General features: G+C 40.0%; 16 protein-coding genes. 5 read left to right on the forward strand and 11 right to left on the reverse strand.

Features of this window, described 5'->3' with window-relative positions:
• The first annotated feature begins 497 nt into the window (after positions 1–497).
• Together IEV27_RS04305 and IEV27_RS04310 are read left to right on the forward strand one after the other, a co-directional pair.
• Positions 498–2,027: a glycine betaine uptake BCCT transporter gene (locus tag IEV27_RS04305; protein ID WP_188376213.1), complete on the forward strand. Its 1,530-nt coding sequence runs from the start codon at positions 498–500 to the stop codon at positions 2,025–2,027.
• Positions 2,028–2,644: 617 nt separating this feature from the next.
• Positions 2,645–3,046 carry a hypothetical protein gene (locus tag IEV27_RS04310; RefSeq protein ID WP_188376214.1) on the forward strand — a complete coding sequence of 134 codons (402 nt, stop codon included), beginning with the start codon at positions 2,645–2,647 and terminating at the stop codon, positions 3,044–3,046.
• A 628-nt stretch (positions 3,047–3,674) separates the two neighbouring features.
• Here the strand turns inward: IEV27_RS04310 and lpdA are convergent.
• From lpdA to IEV27_RS04335, 5 genes are all read right to left on the reverse strand, one after another.
• The gene (gene lpdA, locus IEV27_RS04315; protein WP_188376215.1) at positions 3,675–5,084 is read right to left on the reverse strand and encodes a dihydrolipoyl dehydrogenase; all 1,410 of its coding nucleotides are present in this window, start codon (positions 5,082–5,084) and stop codon (positions 3,675–3,677) included.
• 3 nt (positions 5,085–5,087) lie between these two features.
• Entirely contained in the window at positions 5,088–6,404 is a 1,317-nt protein-coding gene (locus tag IEV27_RS04320; protein WP_188376216.1) for a dihydrolipoamide acetyltransferase family protein, read from the reverse strand.
• A 28-nt stretch (positions 6,405–6,432) separates the two neighbouring features.
• Positions 6,433–7,410, reverse strand: a complete 978-nt coding sequence (locus IEV27_RS04325) for an alpha-ketoacid dehydrogenase subunit beta (RefSeq protein ID WP_188376217.1) — start codon at positions 7,408–7,410, stop codon at positions 6,433–6,435.
• Between the two features lie 3 nt (positions 7,411–7,413).
• Positions 7,414–8,496, reverse strand: coding sequence for a pyruvate dehydrogenase (acetyl-transferring) E1 component subunit alpha (gene pdhA / locus IEV27_RS04330; protein WP_281063570.1), 1,083 nt, complete (start codon positions 8,494–8,496; stop codon positions 7,414–7,416).
• 404 nt (positions 8,497–8,900) lie between these two features.
• On the reverse strand, positions 8,901–9,563 hold the full coding sequence (locus IEV27_RS04335; protein WP_229734827.1) for a YkyA family protein: 663 nt from the start codon (positions 9,561–9,563) through the stop codon (positions 8,901–8,903).
• Positions 9,564–9,744: 181 nt separating this feature from the next.
• Here IEV27_RS04335 and def point away from each other — a divergent pair, with 181 nt between their 5' ends.
• Positions 9,745–10,299 (forward strand): peptide deformylase, encoded by a 555-nt coding sequence (gene def, locus IEV27_RS04340; protein ID WP_188376220.1) that lies wholly within the window; start codon positions 9,745–9,747, stop codon positions 10,297–10,299.
• A 60-nt stretch (positions 10,300–10,359) separates the two neighbouring features.
• Here the strand turns inward: def and IEV27_RS04345 are convergent, their stop codons facing one another.
• Positions 10,360–11,133, reverse strand: coding sequence for a Cof-type HAD-IIB family hydrolase (locus tag IEV27_RS04345; protein WP_188376221.1), 774 nt, complete (start codon positions 11,131–11,133; stop codon positions 10,360–10,362).
• 414 nt (positions 11,134–11,547) lie between these two features.
• Here IEV27_RS04345 and IEV27_RS04350 point away from each other — a divergent pair, with 414 nt between their 5' ends.
• Together IEV27_RS04350 and rnjA are read left to right on the forward strand one after the other, a co-directional pair.
• The gene (locus IEV27_RS04350) at positions 11,548–11,757 is read left to right on the forward strand and encodes a DNA-dependent RNA polymerase subunit epsilon (RefSeq protein ID WP_188376222.1); all 210 of its coding nucleotides are present in this window, start codon (positions 11,548–11,550) and stop codon (positions 11,755–11,757) included.
• 3 nt (positions 11,758–11,760) lie between these two features.
• Entirely contained in the window at positions 11,761–13,428 is a 1,668-nt protein-coding gene (gene rnjA / locus IEV27_RS04355) for a ribonuclease J1 (RefSeq protein WP_188376223.1), read from the forward strand.
• 745 nt (positions 13,429–14,173) lie between these two features.
• Here the strand turns inward: rnjA and IEV27_RS04360 are convergent.
• The 5 genes from IEV27_RS04360 to IEV27_RS04380 form a co-directional block, all read right to left on the reverse strand.
• Complete coding sequence (locus IEV27_RS04360; RefSeq protein WP_188376224.1) at positions 14,174–15,895, reverse strand: pyruvate oxidase; 1,722 nt, start codon at positions 15,893–15,895, stop codon at positions 14,174–14,176.
• Positions 15,896–16,741: 846 nt separating this feature from the next.
• Complete coding sequence (locus IEV27_RS04365) at positions 16,742–17,407, reverse strand: potassium channel family protein (protein ID WP_188376225.1); 666 nt, start codon at positions 17,405–17,407, stop codon at positions 16,742–16,744.
• Positions 17,408–17,802: 395 nt separating this feature from the next.
• On the reverse strand, positions 17,803–18,816 hold the full coding sequence (locus tag IEV27_RS04370) for a cytochrome d ubiquinol oxidase subunit II (RefSeq protein ID WP_188376226.1): 1,014 nt from the start codon (positions 18,814–18,816) through the stop codon (positions 17,803–17,805).
• Complete coding sequence (locus IEV27_RS04375) at positions 18,816–20,171, reverse strand: cytochrome ubiquinol oxidase subunit I (RefSeq protein ID WP_188376227.1); 1,356 nt, start codon at positions 20,169–20,171, stop codon at positions 18,816–18,818. The genes IEV27_RS04370 and IEV27_RS04375 overlap by 1 nt, the downstream gene beginning before the upstream one ends.
• A gap of 45 nt (positions 20,172–20,216) precedes the next feature.
• Positions 20,217–20,372, reverse strand: a complete 156-nt coding sequence (locus IEV27_RS04380) for a hypothetical protein (protein WP_188376228.1) — start codon at positions 20,370–20,372, stop codon at positions 20,217–20,219.
• Positions 20,373–20,391: the final 19 nt, after the last annotated feature.

A 20,391-nucleotide genomic window follows, 5' to 3' on the forward strand; every position in this document is an offset into this window, starting at 1 on the left:
TTCAAATGTGACTTATGAACCAGAGGGTATTTTTTATTCGAAAGAGTTGACATTGACTCCCGATTAGCTTTATTCTGTGTAATGGCCTGCTATTTGTGGGCTTTTTTATTTTGTTCGTGCATCTTTTTAACGATTCAGCAGAATTCGACACACTTGTTGTTTCGTTTTATAAGAGGATGGGTACTATAACGTATGGTACGATCATCTCATTTCTTATTCCATTACACTATTCAACATTTTCCCTCTGAATGGTTCTTAACTTATTATATTCACAGTCCCCCACTTGAATATAAGCGCATGAAAGACGAGTGGTGGCAAATAATAAAACCACTTCACTCCGAGCACGATCTAACTAACTAAGGTTCAATGCAAGAAAAAGAGGCTTTTAAGTCTGGTGACTTCTTTCGAGATGAGATGATGGTTAACTTTGGGGATAGAGCAGAAACAAGTCGTTCCACCAGCTAAGCTCTCTTAATAAGTCGGAAAGGATGTTTGATATGCAACAAGTCTCGAAAGTGTTTTACATTTCTGTTGTTGTAGCTGTATTGTTCATCATTTGGGGTGTATTACCTGACTCCTTAGTACAATCAGGAAGCCTTTCTACTGTAACAACAAATGTACAAGGGTTTATAACAGACAAATTTGGTTGGTTTTACTTACTCTCTGCAACAGGCTTTCTTATTTTTGCCATCTATTTGATTTTTTCTAAATATGGAAAGCTTAAATTAGGAAAGGAAGAAGATGAGCCTGAATATCCTTACATTACTTGGTTTGCTATGTTATTTAGCGCCGGCATGGGGATTGGACTTGTTTTCTGGGGCGCAGGAGAACCGCTCTCTCACTTCCATGCACCACCCGGCCTTGAAACAGAGGCTCAAAGTCAAGATGCTGCCAGAGAAGCTATGAAGTACAGTTTCTTCCACTGGGGCTTTCACCCTTGGGGGATTTATGCCGTACTTGCTCTTGCTCTTGCTTACTTCAAATTTAGAAAAGGGGCTCCAGGGGTTATAAGTGCAGCACTCGTACCGTTATTAGGAGAAAAGAGAATTAAAGGCCCCATTGGTACAGCTGTTGATTTCATTGCTGTATTTGCTACAATCTTTGGTGTTGCTACATCTCTAGGTTTTGGTACCTTACAGATCGCAAGTGGTATATCATTTTCATTTGACGGAATTGATAATACATTTGGTCTTCAGCTTATAATTATTTTTGCTGTAACTGTGCTGTTTATGACTTCAGCGATGACCGGTTTAAATAAAGGGATTAAGTATTTAAGTAATACAAACATTGTACTAGCTTTATTACTCATGTTCTTCCTTTTATTCGCAGGTCCCACAAACTTTATAATGGACTATTTCACCTCAACCTTTGGCTCATACGTAAGAGATTTACCATATATGAGCTTTAGAATGACTCCATTCTCTGAAGACAATACGTGGGTCGCTGACTGGACCATCTTCTATTGGGCCTGGTGGATTTCATGGGCTCCATTTGTCGGAACGTTTATCGCTCGTGTGTCTAAAGGACGTACAATACGTGAATTTATTTCAGGGGTATTACTAGTACCTACGATCTTCGGCGCACTTTGGTTCTCCGTATTTGGCGGAACGGCCATCAACCTGGAATTTTTCGAAGGAGTAGACATTTACTCTGACGTTAGTGAATTAGGTGAAGAAGTTGCCCTATTCTCTACTCTTCAGCATATCCCGCTGGGCGGCGTTATGACAGTAATTGGTCTATTGCTGATCAGCACATTCTTTATTACTTCTGCTGACTCTGCAACATTTGTATTAGGTATGCAAACAACAAACGGAAGTCTTAACCCTGCACTAAAAGTTAAATTCATCTGGGGAATCATTCAAGCAGGGGCTGCCGCAATCCTGCTATGGCAAGGCGGATTAAGTTCCTTGCAGACAGCAGCTATTATCGCAGCCTTCCCTTTCACCATTATAATGATTCTCTTGTGTTTCTCCATGTTTAAAGAGTTTCAGAATGAAGGTAAAAAAGTCGGACTTAAGAAAAAATAAAAAAATTAAAGGTTTATTTTATGAACCGCCCCCTGTCAAGTAGACAGGAGAAATCATTAAAACTAATTGAAACGGCTTTAGCTCTACACTCTATAGAGCTAAAGCCGTTTTTCCTTTTTGTAAACAACTTAGCAATAGAAATGTAGGTACTCATCTATTTCAAGAAAGAGGTCTTCCAATGTTTCATTATTTCTCCCGCTTCATCGATTATCCCCCGTCAGATAATCACTTACAGTTGCTTCCATCAAAAATGTTTCCATTATTAATTTTTCCAAACATTGTACACATGCTTCTCTGTACTTTTCGCCGATCTTCAAACCAGTATCTCGTAACATAGAATATGGAACAGATTTCTTGAACAGTATATTTCCTATTCTCATAAGCAAGGAGAACTTTGTGCTTGTATAAAGAAGATTACCAAGGTTTGATATAGAAAAACTTCCCCCTTAATTGGACTACCTTAATAAAAGAGAAGCCTTTTACATAAATAAAACTACGATAACAAATCAATTAAGCAGAAAACATTGCTTTTGCATTATGATAACAATTAGATAACATAGCGTCTTTCTCCCATGTTCTTTGATACACTTTATTTTATAGAAGGAGTGGTAAAAGAGATGATACGATTCGCAATGAGCGGCATACTTATATACAGCTTGTTTGTCATTCTTTTATCAGGATGCAATGCAGGCGATGAAGACATAAAAGTAATAAGCGCAAAACCCTCAGGATATGAAATTAACCTTTACACACATCCAGATGACGAAGAACAAGCCAAAGATTATATGGAAGCTTTATTAAACTGGAAGACAAGTCAGGAAGATGACGACTTTTTAGCTTTCAATGAGACCACAACGAATACAAAAGATATTGACCTCACATCTGATCAATTACCCGCTCTTATCATCTATAAAGAAGGTCAAGCGATCCAAACTATTACGGGTGAAGATACAAGCCCTACAGATATTATAGATACATTAGAAAACACTGTTGCCATTACAGAAAATCAAAACTCCTAAGCCAAATGGGCTTAGGAGTTTTTAAACTTATAGAAGAAACCTAAGTTCTCTTTTTCACCTCAACAATGTAAACATTTGTTGCATGAGAAAGAGGAAAGGGTTGTAGGAAACGACTCCCTTTCCAGGCTCCACACGACGTGGGGTCGTTCGATGTGGGCACACGATGTGTCGAACTTAATTGAACTTCCCCTCTAAAAGGCTTCCTCAGGCTTTATCAGCCTTCCGGGGTCACACCTTATTCGTATCTCCCCTAGGAGTGTCACCGTTTCCTACAACCCTTTTTCGAAATAGATCACTGTAACAAGCATTTATTCAAGCTGTGCCCTTATGAAAACAGCGTTTGCTACAGGGTAGTCACTCTACGATGGTTTCACGATCACGCTTTGATCAATGGAAAGGAGAAGGGGCGACTCCTGCGGGACGAGCAGACAGGAGAAGACCCGCAGGTCGCAGACCGAGGAAATTTTCCATCTTGCCCCGCGGAAAGCGGCGCTTTTTTCTGTTCCTTTCTTCCATACCAATAGGAAGGAACCATGTTATAAACTCCTATTAAATCCGTCTAAGCTTTATCGACAGCCTAAAAAAACTCCTAAGCCTATTTAATTTGGCTTAGGAGTTTTTTATAGGTTTATTTAGTGATATGAATAGGTTGACCCATAGCAACTTCAGCAGCTTCCATCGTAATCTCACCAAGAGTTGGGTGAGCATGAATGGTAAGAGCTAAGTCTTCTGCTGTCATTCCTGTTTCAATAGCTAGTCCTAATTCAGCAATCATGTCACTAGCATTTGGACCTGCGACTTGTGCGCCGATGACTAGACCATCATCTTTACGAGTGATTAGCTTTAAGAAACCGTCACTATTGTTAAGTGACAAGGCACGGCCGTTCGCTCCAAATGGGAACTTAGAAGCGTTAACTTCATAGCCTGCGTCTTTTGCTTCTTGTTCAGTATATCCTACAGAAGCTAATTCTGGATCAGAGAAGACTACAGCTGGAATACCTAGGTAGTCAATTTCTGATTTTTCGCCTGCAATAACTTCCGCAGCGATTTTACCTTCATAAGAAGCTTTGTGAGCTAATGGTGGTCCATCTACGATGTCACCAATTGCATAGATGTTATCAAGGCTTGTACGACATTGTTTGTCGGTTTTAATAACACCTTTGTCGCTCATTTCAATACCAAGCTCTTCAAGACCAATTTCATCAGTGTTTGGACGACGTCCTACTGTAACTAGGACGTAATCAGCATCAACTGTTTTCTCTTCGCCTTTAACTTCATAAGTTACAGTTACACCATCTTCCTTCTCTTCAACACCTTTAGCCATGGCGTTTGTAACAACGTCAACGCCTTTTTTCTTCAGACGGCGTTTAACGAGAGAAGACATTTGCTTTTCAAATCCACCGAGAATGTCTTTTGTACCTTCAAGAATCGTCACTTCTGTGTCGAAGTTTGCATAAGCTGTACCTAATTCAGTACCAATGTAACCTCCGCCAATGACAACCATTTTCTTCGGTACTTCTGTTAACGCTAAAGCGCCAGTAGAATCAATGACACGATCAGAAAATTTGAAAGATGGAATCTCGATTGGACGAGAACCTGTAGCAATAATACAGTTGTTAAACGTGTAAGTTTGCGAGTTCTTATCATCCATAACACGTACTGTATTTTTGTCTACAAAGTAAACCTCACCTTTTACGATGTCTACTTTGTTTCCTTTTAACAGACCTTCTACTCCGCCAGTAAGCTTTTCAACTACTCCACTTTTCCACTCTTGGACTTTAGAGAAATCAACGGTCGTATTTTCAGATTTGATACCCATGTCATCTGCACCTTTGGCATGTTCAAAGCGGTGACCCGCTTGAATGAGTGCCTTTGAAGGTACACAGCCGACGTTTAAGCAAACGCCTCCAAGGTTACCCTTGTCAACAATCGTAACCTTTTGACCTGTTTGAGCAGCACGGATGGCAGCTACATAGCCGCCAGGTCCTGCTCCTACTACTAATGTGTCTAACTCAATTGGAAAATCTCCTACTACCATACTTTACGCCTCCATCATAATAAGTTGTGGATCGTTCAGTAAACGCTTGATGTTATTCATTGCATGTTGAGCTGTCGCACCGTCAATCATACGGTGGTCAAAGCTTAAGGAAATAGCAAGTACTGGAGCTACAACTATCTCACCATCACGAACAACTGGTTTCTCTGCAATACGTCCAATTCCAAGAATAGCTACTTCAGGGTGGTTAATTACAGGTGTAAACCATTGTCCACCAGCAGAACCAATATTGGTGATCGTTGTAGATGCACCTTTCATTTCATCTGATCCTAGCTTACCATCTCTAGCTTTTACAGCCAATTCATTTACTTCACTAGAGATAGAGAAGATTGACTTACGGTCAGCATCTTTAACTACAGGAACGAGAAGTCCCTTATCTGTATCAGCTGCAATACCAATATTATAATAGTGTTTCTGAATAATTTCATCCGTATTGTCATCTAAAGAAGTATTTAGAACTGGATATTTCTTAAGTGTAGAAACTAGTGCTTTTACAACATACGGAAGATAAGTTAATTTAATATCTTGCTCTGCTGCTACAGCTTTAAATTTCTTACGGTGAGAGACTAATTCAGTAACATCTACTTCATCCATTAGAGTAACGTGAGGAGCAGTATGCTTGGAATTAACCATCGCTTTAGCGATTGCCTTACGGATTCCACTCATCTTCTCACGAGTTTCAGGATAAGCTTCGCCTGCTGCAGGTGCTTGTTGTTCAGTAGATTCTGTAGAAGCTGTTTCTTCTGCCGTATCTTCAGATGCTTGTTCTTTAGTTGCAGAAGTTTGTTCTCCACTTAAGAAACTGTCAACATCTTCTTTTAACACACGGTTGTTCTTGCCAGAACCTTGAACTTTACGGATGTCTACACCGTTGTCACGCGCATACTTACGCACGGAAGGCATAGCGATGACACGCTTATCATTATCGACATCTTCATCTTCAGCTTGTACTGCCGGCTGTTCATCTTTCGATTCTTGTTTCTCCTCTTGTTTAGGAGCTTCTTCTTTTTCTTCTTTAGGTTCTTCTTTTTCTTTCTCTTGAGATTCATCAGCTGAATCTTCAGAACCGTCGTCGATTGTAATGATAACTGTACCTACAGTTGTTGTTTCACCTTCATCAACATGAATGTCTTTTACCGTTCCATCAACCTGAGAAGGAATCTCTACAACAGCTTTATCATTTTGTACTTCACAAAGTACATCATCTTCTTTTACTTCGTCACCTGGCTTTACAAACCATTTTGCGATTTCACCTTCATGGATACCTTCACCAATATCAGGTAGTTTAAATTCAAACGCCACAGGTATTACCTCCTATTATTAGAGATGATTAAAAGTTCACTACTTTATTTACTTTTTCCACAATGTCATTGTGGTTTGGAAGCCAAACTTCTTCAGCTTGTGTAAATGCATAAACCGTATCAGGAGCAGATACTCTAAGAACGGGTGCTTCAAGGTGAAGGATCGCTTTTTCTTGAATTTCTGAAACCACATTTGAAGCAATTCCAGCTTGTTTCTGCGCCTCTTGAACAACAACCGCACGATTTGTCTTCTCAACGGAAGCTAAGATTGTCTCGTAATCTACTGGGCTTACCGTACGCAAATCAATCACTTCTGCACTTACGCCGTCTTTTTCTAATTCTTCAGCTGCTTTTAAGCAAGAGTGAACCATTGCACCGTAAGCCACTAAAGTAACGTCTGTTCCCTCACGCTTAATTTCAGCTTTACCAAGTTCAATCGTATACTCCTCTTCAGGAACTTCTTCACGGAATGAGCGGTAAAGTTTCATGTGCTCCAAGAAAATAACTGGGTCGTTGTCGCGGATGGACTGAATAAGAAGTCCTTTTGCGTCATAAGGGTTTGAAGGAATAACAACTTTAAGTCCAGGCTGCTGAGCCATCAAACCTTCAAGACTGTCTGCGTGTAGTTCAGGTGTGTGTACACCGCCGCCAAAAGGAGAACGAACTGTAATCGGCATTGAACGAGTGTTACCTGAACGATAACGATAACGAGCCATTTGGCCACTAATCGCGTCCATTGTTTCATAAACGAAACCAAAGAATTGAATTTCTGGAACCGGGCGGAAACCAGTTAGAGAAAGTCCAATTGATATGCCGCCAATTCCTGACTCAGCAAGTGGCGTGTCAAATACGCGCTCTTCCCCAAATTCATCCTGAAGACCTTCAGTCGCACGGAATACGCCGCCGTTTTGACCAACATCTTCACCGAAAACCAGCACGTTTTCATCATTTTTAAGTTCTGTGCGCATCGCGTCAGTGATGGCTTGAATCATTGTCATTTGTGCCATGATCTACTTCGACTCCTTTTCCTTGTATTCTTCATATTGCTCCTGCAAGTTTGAAGGCATCTCTTCGTACATATTTTCCATTAGATCTGTAACTTTTTGTTTTGGAGTATTGTCTGCTTCTTTAATCGCAGCTTTAACTTCTTCTTTCGCCTGTTCGATCACTTTGTTTTCTTCTTCTTCTGACCACAGATCTTTAGATTCTAAGAATTTACGGAAACGTACAATTGGGTCTTTCTCTTCCCAGTCGCTATCCATATCTTCTGTACGGTAACGTGTAGGGTCGTCACCAGCCATCGTATGCGGTCCATAACGGTAAGTCATCGTTTCAATCAATGTAGGACCATCTCCGTCTACAGCACGCTGACGAGCTTCTTTTGTAGCTGCATAAACAGCAAGAACGTCCATGCCGTCAACCTGAATACCTTCAATACCAGCAGCTACAGCTTTTTGTGCAATAGTTTGTGCAGCAGACTGCTTATCAACTGGTACGGAAATTGCAAACTGGTTGTTTTGCACCACAAATACAGCTTGTGCACCAAAAGCTCCAGCGAAGTTAATTCCTTCGTAGAAGTCACCTTGTGAAGCACCGCCATCTCCAGTGTAAGTAATTGCAATTGCGTCTTCTTTACGTTTCTTGAAGCCTAGTCCAACCCCAGCAGCTTGGGTAATTTGAGCACCGATGATGATTTGAGGACTCACAGCGTTTACTCCTTCAGGCATTTGGTTCCCTTTGAAGTGACCGCGTGAGAATAAGAAGGCTTGATATAGTGGAAGCCCTTGCCAAATCAACTGTGGAACATCACGATATCCTGGAAGGATAAAGTCTGCTTTATCTAAAGCAAATTGGCTTCCTAACTGTGATGCTTCTTGTCCTGCTGTAGGAGCATAGAAACCTAAACGTCCTTGTCTGTTTAGTGCAATTGAACGTTGGTCTAAGATTCTTGTATATACCATACGTCTCATAATTTCTTTTAGATCTTCATCAGAGAGATCAGGCATAGCGTCTTCATTGACAACTTCGCCCTTTTCGTTAAGGATTTGAAACATTTCAAACTGATTTTCGATGTTCTCGAGAACTCGTTTCAAAGTAATCCACCTCTTCCTTTCTATTTTTAAAATTGGATACTGCATTTAGCGTTCCCAAAAAAGTAAAAAAACTGTACCGATTTCCTCTTATTGAATTTACCCTTAACCAAACTTTATTAATCCTAGCTGGCATATAAGCTAAACTGTTACAATTTTAGTAAGTTGATAATTGGTACAATGTATTTTCCTATTGTAGTTTAGCTCAATCTTCCTTAACCGTCAATAACTCTATTTTTAAATAATCATAAAGAATTGTTACGGTATTTAAGGTAAAGGTCTCGTTTGATTCTATCGATAAGTTTAGTACTGTACTACTCATTTTTGTGACCTGTATTAATTTTACGATTTTTTATATGGAGATGCAAATAAAAAACCAGCTGATTTGGTTCAGCTGGTTTATCTATCTATTCTGCTTCCTCATAGTTAACATCAAGTTCAGCAGCATCATAAAATTCTTTCTTCATCTCATTATAGTCCGTCGTATACTGATTAAAAACTTCATTGGCTTCGATCACTTCATTGTAGCTGTCATTAATTTCATCTACTTTAGACTGAAGGTCTTCTTTTGTTAAATCTTCTTCTTGCATCATTTCATAAAGTTCACTGTCTAGACCAAGAGCCGTTTGATAAGCGTCATAAAGGTCCTGATAAGCCTCATATCGATTATCCATCGTATCAATCAATTCATTAGCTTTATCTTGTGCCTCTTCAGACTCAAGTTCATCTACCAAAGATTTAACTTCATCAAATTCTTCTTTTGCTTCATCGATACTTTCTTTTTCTGTATCGATTCGTTCTTTTCTTTCCTCTACTATAGAGCCAGCCTCTGCAGATAACTCCTGAATATTCTCCATGTCTTCAGAATCCATTTCAATAATCTGATTATAAATCTCTTCTTCTTCTTGCTCTAATTCTTGCAACGGCTCTTGCTGTTCTCTAAAATTCTCCTCTAGACTGACTGCCTCTTCCATGTGCTCATACATCTGTTCTTCTGGTGACTGGCTCGAACAAGCGACCATTAAAAAAGTCGCTGCAGCAAGCAACGCCATAACTTTTAAGTAACGCACTTTCTTCCCCCTCATGCTTAAAAAATCTTATGTATTTTCTAAATCATACCATCAATATTATAATAAAAAGGAACAAATTGAAAGGATTGGAAGTATTAATTGAATAATATTTATCGAAGTCAAAACCGCTTTTTTCTGTGTTAAAATAATTTGGAATGGGTTTATAGAAAGGATGTCGCAAATGATTACGATGGAAGATATCGTTCGTGAAGGTCACCCTGCTTTACGAAAAGTTACGGAAGATGTAGAATTGCCTGCTTCCGAAGAAAATAAAGCTATTTTACTGGATATGCTTCAGTACTTAAAGAACAGTCAAGATGAGCAGGTATGTGAGCGCTATGGCTTAAGACCCGGGGTTGGGCTTGCCGCACCTCAGATTAATGTGAATAAACGCATGCTCGCTGTACATTTTTATGATTTAAAAGATAAATTATACAGCTACGGTTTATTTAACCCAAGAATCGTAAGTCATTCTGTTGAACGATCTTATTTATCAACTGGTGAAGGATGCTTATCTGTGGATCGTGAAGTGCCCGGGTATGTACCTAGGTATCGCAGAATTACAGTGAAAGGAACTGACCTTACAGGTAATGAGGTTAAACTAAGACTGAAGGATTTCGCTGCGATTGTTTTTCAACACGAGATTGATCATCTAAACGGCGTAATGTTTTATGATCATATCGATGCTGAAAATCCGTTTAAAGAGCCTGAAGGCGCAGTCGCAGTAGACCGATAATTTCATAGTAATTTTTTCTTTTAAAAAGGACTGCCGTAAAATCGGCAGTCCTTTTTACTTTTATAGAAGTTTTAATTTGTATATAGCTTTTACGAGTCCGCCTTCTGCCACATCAGTTGTTACATAATCACTCACTTGTTTTGTGGCATCCACAGCATTCCCCATCGCCACACCTGTTCCGACATCACGGATCATTTCTATATCATTTAAACCGTCACCAAATGCATACGTATCTTCTAACTTAACGCCTGCAGCTTGAATCATTTGATTAATACCTTGTGCTTTTGAGCCTCCTGATGGCAGTACATCACAAGAGTATTGATGCCAGCGGATATAATCAAATTGTTGATGACAATCTCGATAATGGTCAATTTCATTTCCTTCACAAAAAACAAGCGATTGGTAGAGCTCGTTTTTCTTATAGAATTCTTCATCTACAGGCGGGTATTGAAAATGCAAGGAACCTAAACTAGTTTCAATTTCAGGTTTGTTTGGCTGAGAGGCCCTCATCCCTTCATGATTCATAAATACCATCGGGTGCCCTTGTGATTTTGCATCATGGTAAAGCTCCTCTAAATGCGAATGCGGCAGAGGGTTCTTATAAATCGTTTCCCCTTCAAAAACAACATATTGACCATTAAAACTAACATAGGAATCGATTCCAAGGGTTTCTCTTATGTGTTCATACATAAAAGGAGCACGACCGGTAGCGATCGCACAGTATACTCCGCTATTTTGCAAATCTTTGATTGCCTGGATCGTCTCCACAGGCAACTCTTTATCGTGGTTTAGCAAGGTTCCATCAATATCAAAAAAAGCAATCTTCTTCGTCATTTTTTTACCTCCAAGATTTCCAGAAACATTATTTATATGCTGGCTATACTTTAGCATGAGTGGATATATTTGAGAAGTTTTACGAAAGATATAACAAATTGAACAAGTCAAAATGTTTCTTTCTACGACAATCCGTATTATACTATAGATAACAGGGATTGGGCGGTTTAACGTTTTTAGTGTCTTTCTTCATCGGTGAAAGGAGATGGATGCACATGATGAAGCGTCTAAGAAGAAAGCTTCGAAAACGTTGGAAAAAGATCATGGAACGTAAGAGCTATGCTTAAATTAAATGTCATATAGCGGAATATGACGGTTTCACCTTAATTTTTTTATGACTATAACAAAAGAATCGTGCTATCATTACACTTAGAACAAATGTGGAAATTATATCTAGTAAGGAGAGATAATGGAATGGTATACAAAGTTTTGTATCAGGAACTTTCTAAGGAAGTTCCTGTTCGCGAACGTACGCAGGCTATGTACGTGGAAGCGAATTCAGAAAGAGAAGTACGTGAGAAATTATTTGAAAAGAAGTTGAATATCGAATATATCCAAGTGTTAAATGAGGAACATTTGGAATACGAAAAGCAAAGTGAAGATTTTCAATTGGAGAATGTGTAATCTATGAAGTTTGTGAAAAATGACCAAACCGCTGTGTTTGCTCTTGGCGGACTTGGCGAGATCGGTAAAAACACTTATGCAGTTCAATTCCAAGACGAAATCATCCTCATTGACGCTGGAATTAAGTTCCCTGAAGACGAGTTATTAGGAATTGACTACGTGATTCCCGATTACACGTACCTCATTCAAAACGAAGATAAAATTAAAGGGCTATTCATTACGCACGGGCACGAAGATCACATTGGCGGTATTCCTTACCTGCTGCGTGAAATTAACATCCCTATTTATGCAGGAAAGTTAGCTGCAGGTTTAATTCGTAATAAGCTGGACGAGCACGGTCTGCTAAGAAGTACAACCATGCACACAATTCAGGAAGACGATGTTATTAAATTCCGCAAAACATCGGTTTCTTTCTTCCGTACGACGCATAGTATCCCTGATTCTTACGGAATCGTAGTTAAAACGCCTCCAGGTAATGTTGTTCACACTGGAGATTTCAAATTCGATTTCACCCCTGTTGGAGAACCAGCTAACCTTGCGCGTATGGCTGAGCTTGGTAAGGAAGGCGTGCTTGCACTACTTTCTGATAGCACAAATAGTGAAGTTCCTGGATTTACGAAGTCGGAAAAAGTAGTGAGCCAAGGTATTGAAGATATTTTCACTCGTGTAGATGGAAGATTAATATTTGCTACTTTTGCATCAAATATTTACCGCTTACAGCAGGTCATCGAATCTGCAGTAAAGTATAATCGTAAAGTTGCTGTATTTGGCAGGAGCATGGAAAACTCTGTTCGGATCGGTCAAGAACTTGGATATATTCAAGCTCCAAAAGAAACATTTATCGAGGCTAATCAAATTAATCGATACCCAGCTCATGAAGTTACAATTTTATGTACTGGTTCTCAAGGTGAGCCGATGGCTGCATTATCCAGAATCGCTAATGGTACTCACCGTCAAATTCAAATTCAGCCGAAAGATACTGTCGTGTTTTCCTCTTCCCCAATCCCTGGTAACACGATAAGTGTCAGCCGTACGATTAATAAGCTTTACCGTGCGGGAGCTGATGTCATCCACGGACCATTAAACGATATTCATACATCTGGTCACGGCAGTCAAGAAGAAATGAAGCTTATGCTTCGTCTAATTCAGCCTAAGTATTTTATGCCGATTCACGGTGAATACCGTATGCTTAAAGAGCACGTGAATCTAAGCGAAGATTGCGGTTTAGATCCTGAAAATTGCTTCGTAATGGACAATGGTGATGTCCTTGCCTTAGGTAAAGACGAAGCTATGATTGCCGGCAAAATACCGTCTGGTTCTGTTTATGTCGATGGCAGCGGAATTGGCGACATCGGGAACATCGTACTAAGAGACCGCCGGATCCTTTCAGAAGAAGGACTAGTCATTGTTGTTGTAAGTATAAACATGAAGGAATTCAAGATTGCTTCAGGTCCTGATATTATCTCTAGAGGTTTCGTATACATGAGAGAATCAGAAGACCTTATTAAAGAAGCTCAAAAGCTTGTAAGCACGCATGTGGATAAAGTGATGCAGCGCAAAACGACTCAATGGTCTGAAATTAAAAATGAAATTACGGATACGATCGCTCCATTCTTATTTGAGAAAACGAAGCGTCGTCCAATGATCCTTCCAATTATTATGGAAGTATAAACAAAAACAACCTCACTATTCAGGTGAGGTTGTTTTTTCAGCTTGTGGAAAATCCCTGTTTTTCTGCAAGCTTTTTTTCTTGCTGCCAGGAGCGAAGGCCCCTTCCCTTTCCGCGGACGAGCACCCGAGCTTCCTCGCGAAACCTACGCTCGGCGATCTCGGCACACTCGTTCTTCCGCAGGAGTGGAAGGGGCCTCGCTCCTTGGAATTTCATTAAGACAGAAAAAGACTATCCTTCACCTCGCTCAACTTTGCTAGATGGAGGACAATCTTTTTTCATGTTCTGGCAGGTATCCGTGAACAGCACCTGTTCCTTCACTTTCTCTTTTCCACACAAATGACAATAGCTTTTGTCGACCTTCCAGACATGGCGAGTGATCACTGATCTAGGAGAAGACATTGAACGCGGTGAAAAATGAAAGAAATCAGGCTATCGGGACTTTCTCGACAGCCTGCAAAAAACAAGGTTGAGACATAAGTATAGATGTCAAAAAAACGAACATTCGTAATTACGCAGATCTTCAGCGTAGTCAAAATGCGAAGACTCTTGTGGGAACAGCGCGAGCCGAAGATCCCGCAGGAAAGCGCTCTTTGCTTTCTGAGGAAGCTGAGGCCGTGCCCACGTAAAGAGAAGTATTTTGACGGAGCGGCGTACATTCGATATTACATAAATAACCCGAACGGATTTCAATAGAATCGTTCGGATTATTTTATGCTTTATTCAGTTTTGTCCCAGCGTGTTTTTTTATTGAAGCCGTTTAATAGCTGTTTTCATATCAGGTAAGTCTAAGTCCCCAGATTCAAAGAAGTTTTTTATAATATATTTCGAAAAGTTGGCGGCAGACTGGTAATCAATGTGACCTGGCAGTGGAGCTTGATCTTCTATAACCACATCAATAATCGCTGGCTTATTCGATAAGAACGCCTGCTTCATTTTAGTTGATAAATCTTCATGAGTTTCAATTCGGTACCCTTCTCCTCCGCATGCTTCAGCGAATTTTGCAAAGTCCACTTCGCCTAAGTCTGTTTTGTAATTAAGATGTCCCATTTGCTCTTGCTCATATTTAATCATGGCAATTTTACTGTTATTTAAAACAATCATTTTAATAGGCAACTCATATTGGACGGCTGTTGCAAAATCCTGCATAACCATAGAAAATCCACCATCACCGCTAATTCCAATCACCTGACGGTCAGGGTGAGCCAATTGAGCGGCAATCGCTCCCGGCAGACCGCTGCCCATCGTAGCTAACCATCCTGATATAAGAAAACGTTGATCAACAAAAGGCAGAAAGCGTGATACCCAAACCGTAACGTTTCCAACATCAGCGGAAACGATGGCTTGCGGCTTCATGACTTCCTCTAAATGATACATTACTTGTGGTGCATGTAATGGATCTTCTGATGAACGCTTTTCCTCTTGAAGAGCTACACTCCACTTCTTCATTTTGCTTTGATACTTTTCTAAAAAGGCAGCATTGTCATTCTCTTCTACATAATACGTTAACGATTCAAGTGTCTCTTTAGCATCTCCAGCCAGACCAAGCGTAATTGGATAATATTTGCCCAGGTGATCTGGTTTATTATCAATTTGAATCGCTGTAACTTGATCAGGCAAAAATTCGAGATATGGAAATTGCGTTCCAACTAAAAGCAGTAAATCACATTCTTTCATGGCATGATAGGCGGGTTTCGTACCTAACTGCCCATGCTGTCCTAAACAAAAGGGATGATGATCAGGAAGCACTCCTTTACCTAGTAAACTCAAAATAATCGGTGATTTAATTTTTTCTGCAAATGAAATTAATTCAGTTCTAGCATTCGCAGCTCCTTGACCTGCTAAAATAAGAGGTTTTTCTGCCTTCTCTATTAACGATTTTGCCTCTTCTAAATGCTTGTCCTGAGGACTGATTTCTGGTCGGTAATAGCTTGATGATGTCAACTTTACATCATAGGAATGTTTCTTTCCAAATAAGTCATCAGGTACGACGAGTACAGAAACACCTTTATGAGTAAAAGCTTCCCTTATCGCTTGATTCATTAGATCGGGAAGCTGCTTCTCTGTTTGAACCCGTTTGTTAAATACAGCCACATCATCAAACATTTTTTCTAAATTAATTTCCTGAAAAGCTCCTGTCCCTACTTCTTCACTATTCACTTGACCAACGATAGCTAAAACGGGTGCTTTATCAGATTTCGCATCATATAATCCATTTAATAAATGAATACCGCCTGGACCCGCAATCGACATGCAGACTCCTAGTTCGCCTGTTAATTTGGCATGAGCTGCTGCAGCTAACGACGCGGTCTCTTCGTGTCTAACTTGAATAAACTCAATCTCTTCTTTTCTCTTTCTCAAATCTTCAATAAGTTCATTTATGGAATCGCCGGGTAATCCATAGACGTGATGAACACCCCAATTTATTAATAGATCGACTAGAATTTGTCCTGTTCTTTGTTCTGCCAAGAGAGATCCTTCCTTTCGCTAAAAACACTTTATCTATGTTTTTTCCCTTCCCCATTAAATTTAAACCATACGGCAGAAAACCATATTATTACATATAAAAAAAGAACCTCTATAAGGTTCTCAGCTTGTTGAGTCTGTGACAAAACTGAATAAAGCATAAAATAATCCGAACGATTCTATTGAAATCAGCTCGGATTACTTATGTGCAAGAAAGAATTTTCACCATCGCTCCGTCAAAATACTTCGCTTTCCGTGGGCACGGCCTCAGCTTCCTCGGAAAGCAAAGAGCGCTTTCCTGTGGGATCTTTGACTCGTGCTGTTCCCACAGGAGTCTACGCATTTTGACTACGCAATAATCTGCTTTATTCTAGTCAAAGTCTACGTTCGGTTTTTACACAATTGCTTTACTTATGTCCCGGTCTCTACATTTTTTACGCATGTGTAAGTTTCTTTCGTTCAATAGAATAAAGGGGGAGTCCCTTTCCGGGGCGAATATTGTGCCTGCTCAGGCTTATACCTTCCCGGTTCAAACCTTATTCGTATCTCCCCTAGGAGTCTCGCCGTTTCCTGCAACCCTTTTTCAATAATCGATCATTGGAAAAACAAAGCCGGGTATTCATACTATGGTTTCAAAACCCAATTTGATAAAAGGAACAGAAAAAGTAACGACTCCTGCGGGACGAGCAGACAGGATAGGCCCCGGAGATCGCAGATCGAGGAGACTTTCCGTCTTGCCCCGCGGAAAGCGGCATTTTTTCTGTTCCTTTTCACCAGATAAATATGAAGGAACCATAGTTATCTCCGGCTAAGCTTCTTCAACACCCTTAGAACCTCTCTAAGGTTCTTTTAATCTTCCACCACTAAATTTTTCTCGAAACGACTTATATCCTTATCCGCACCAATGACGATTAAAATATCGCTCTCGTGAATCTCTTCAGTAGCCATTGGAGATACAATAACTTCTTTCTTCCTCTTAATCGCTACAACGTTACATCCGTACTCTGCACGGATATCTAGATCAACTAAGGTTCGGCCGCTCATTTTACTGCCTGCTTTTACTTCTACTACACTGTGATCATCTGAAAGCTCGATGTAATCTAATATATTATTGGAAATAATATTATGCGCAATTCGTTTCCCCATATCTCTTTCCGGGTGAACGACATGATCTGCACCAATTTTACTTAAGATTTTTTCATGGTAATCATTTTGTGCTTTCACTGTTATCGTTTTTATCCCTAATTCCTTCAACATCAACGTTGTTAACATACTCGCTTGAATATTATCGCCTATGGCTACAATAACGTGATCAATATTACGTATACCTAACTCTCTTAACACATTCTCATCTGTTGAGTCCGCAATAACAGCATGGGCAGCAATGTCCCTATATTCATTTACTTTATCTTCATCTAAATCAAGAGCTAATACTTCCATACCTTCTCGGCTCAATTCCCGGCAAATACTGCCGCCGAAACGACCTAGCCCTATCACGGCAAATTCTTTTTTCATTCGTCTAGCCTCCAAAATTCATTTAACATCTACCGTTATTCTATCACATTTTTTAGGTGTAAAAAATTTTCGGTCAACGGTCCATCTATTACTAAGTATCCCATAAAAATAAAGAGACTGGGTTATAAGTAAAACAGGCATGTCAAAAAACGAACATTTGTATAAATGCAGATCATTAGCGTAGTCAAAATGCGAAGACTCCTGTGGGAACAGCGCGAGTCGAAGATCCCGCAGGAAAGCGCTCTTTGCTTTCCGAGGAAGCAGAGGCCGTGCCCACGTAAAGCGAATCATTTTGACGGAGCGGTTTGAATTCTCTTTAACATAAATAATCCGAACTGATTTCAATAAACTCGTCCGGATTATTTTATGCTATATTCAGTTTTAGCCCAGCCTGCCTACTTATTTCCTTTTACGTAGTCTGCATCGAATAAAAATAAACGCATAAGCAGATATAAAGATGGGACGAGCAAGCATAGGCCTGCTATAAAGACAATGACAAGAGTAATCCCCATCGTTTCATGAGTGGCTCCACTTGTAATCGTAATATATGGTTGAAGAATATATGGCAGGTGGGAGGCTCCATAGCCAAAGAAGGCAAAGAAAAACTGGAACATGACAGCTATAAATGCCCATCCATAGTACCTGCCGCTATATACAAGAAGAACAGCTGCCATAAAGAAAGCTACCGAGATTCCAAACATCCACCATAGGTCTATCGCTTTTTGATAATGCTCCGGGTTATGCTGACTTAAAGCAATAAACGTAGTTAAGCTGGCAATGATGGTCGGAGAGCTCCAAAAAAGAGCATATTTCCTGACAAGCTCTAAAGCCGGCTGGTCATTAGCCCTCGAAGCATAGTAGGTTAAAAACATAGCGCTAATATAGAGGACAGAAACGATCGCTAGAAAAACAACACTCCAAGAATATGGACTAGACAACAACTCACCATACAAAAGCTGTACACCATTTGCTGTTTCCTCGATAAATCCGCCTTCGGAAAGCGTTAAAGCCGTTGAAAGTGAAGCTGGAATAAGCAGTCCTGTAGCACCGTATAAAAACATATACAAATGGTTGTCTTTGGATCCGTAGTTTTCAAACGCGTAGAAAGATCCGCGAATGGCCAGCAGGATGATCGCTATACTGCCTGGAATGAGTAAAGCTTGACCATAATAGAAGGCGGCATCTGGAAAGAAACCAACAATTCCTACGAAGAAAAAGACAAAGAACACGTTGGTAACTTCCCACACTGGCGATAGATACCTGGCAATCAGCTTGTTCATAATGTGATCCTTTTTAGTCAGCTTCGCATAGTAAGCAAAGAATCCTGCTCCAAAATCTACGGAAGCTACGATTAAATAACCATATAAGAAGATCCAGAGCACAGTAATTCCTATATACTCATACCCCATTATTCATCCTCCTTCGTAGCTGCAACTTCAGGATATCGGTCTTCAAATTCAGCCTCTGCCGGGTGGTCTTTAAACATTTTACGCAGGACCACTACGCACCCAACTCCTAATACGGTATAAAGGGCTGTAAACAAAATAAACATTAAACCGACATGATTCGAAGTGGTCGCCCCTTCAGCTACTGTCATAATTCCTCTTAAGATCCATGGCTGACGGCCTTCTTCTGCATAGATCCAGCCAAATTCAATAGCTAACATGGATAATGGTCCACATGTAGCAATCAGCCATAGCAGTATATTATTCTCTTCATTCCACTTCTTCACTTTCCAGAACAGAAGGAATAATGCGGATACGCCTAAAGTATACATCCCTATTGAAACCATTAAATCAAACATATAGTGGATCCAAAGCGGAGGCTGTTCTTCTTCAGGTGTTTCATTCAAGCCTTCTACTTCTGCATTAAAATCACCATATGCTAAAAAGCTCAATGCTTTCGGGATGCGAATGGCGTTTTCTGTTTCTCCCTCTTCGTTTAGCGTCCCAAATAAAACGAGGTCTGCACCACTTTCAGTTTCAAAGTGCCACTCCCCTGCTGCTAATTTTTCAGGCTGATGCTCTGCTAGAAACTTAGCTGATAAATCACCAGCTACAGCTGTTAATATAGCAAAGATAAATGTTGCTGTTACTGTAAGCTTTAAGGCTTTCTTGTGATAAGTGGATCCTTTCTTCTTTATCAGCATAACGGCAGCGATCGTTGCTAATATTGCTGCCGAGGTTAAATAAGAAGATGCGACGACGTGAAAAACCTTAGTAGGTGTCGCTGGGTTAAACATAGCAGCAATCGGATTAATGTCCGTCACTGTATTTCCATCTAATTCAAAACCTTGTGGTGTATTCATAAACGAATTTACCGTGGTAATAAAGAAGGCAGATAATGTTGAACCTACAATTACAGGTATAGATAAAAGCCAATGGTACATAGGATTCTTAAAACGATCCCACGTATATAAATAGATTCCTAGAAAGATAGCTTCAAAGAAAAAAGCAAAGACTTCCATAAATAAAGGGAGACTAATCACATTTCCAGCGATCTGCATAAATCGCGGCCATAATAGCGAAAGCTGTAAGCCAATCGCCGTCCCTGTTACAACTCCTACAGCGATCGTCACAGTCATCCCTCTTGTCCATCGCCTGGCCAGAAGCTGTAAATGTTGATCATTTCTTTTTATTCCAAGAAATTCTGCGATGGAGATCATTATCGGTATACCTACACCCACCGTCGCAAAAATCACGTGAAAGACTAAAGTTAACGTTGTAAGTAAGCGGCTCATCGTCACGCTATCTTCAAAAAACATAAAAGTACCCCCTTGAACTTAATCAAGTAAATTTGTCTTCGTCTATTATAAAACGGCACGCTGCTCTACAGAAGGACAAGTAATGACTATTTTGTGACAAACTTCACAAAGTTGAATTACATTTAATGTACAAAAATTATCGGTGTCTTGTCCAGCTATTTGTTTCGTCTCTCCTAATGAACCATACCACCAAACAGACAAAATAATGCCCTCGTAACGA

Origin of the sequence: Halobacillus andaensis, assembly GCF_014636475.1 — a bacterium.
Lineage (GTDB): Bacteria > Bacillota > Bacilli > Bacillales > Halobacillaceae > Halobacillus_A > Halobacillus_A andaensis.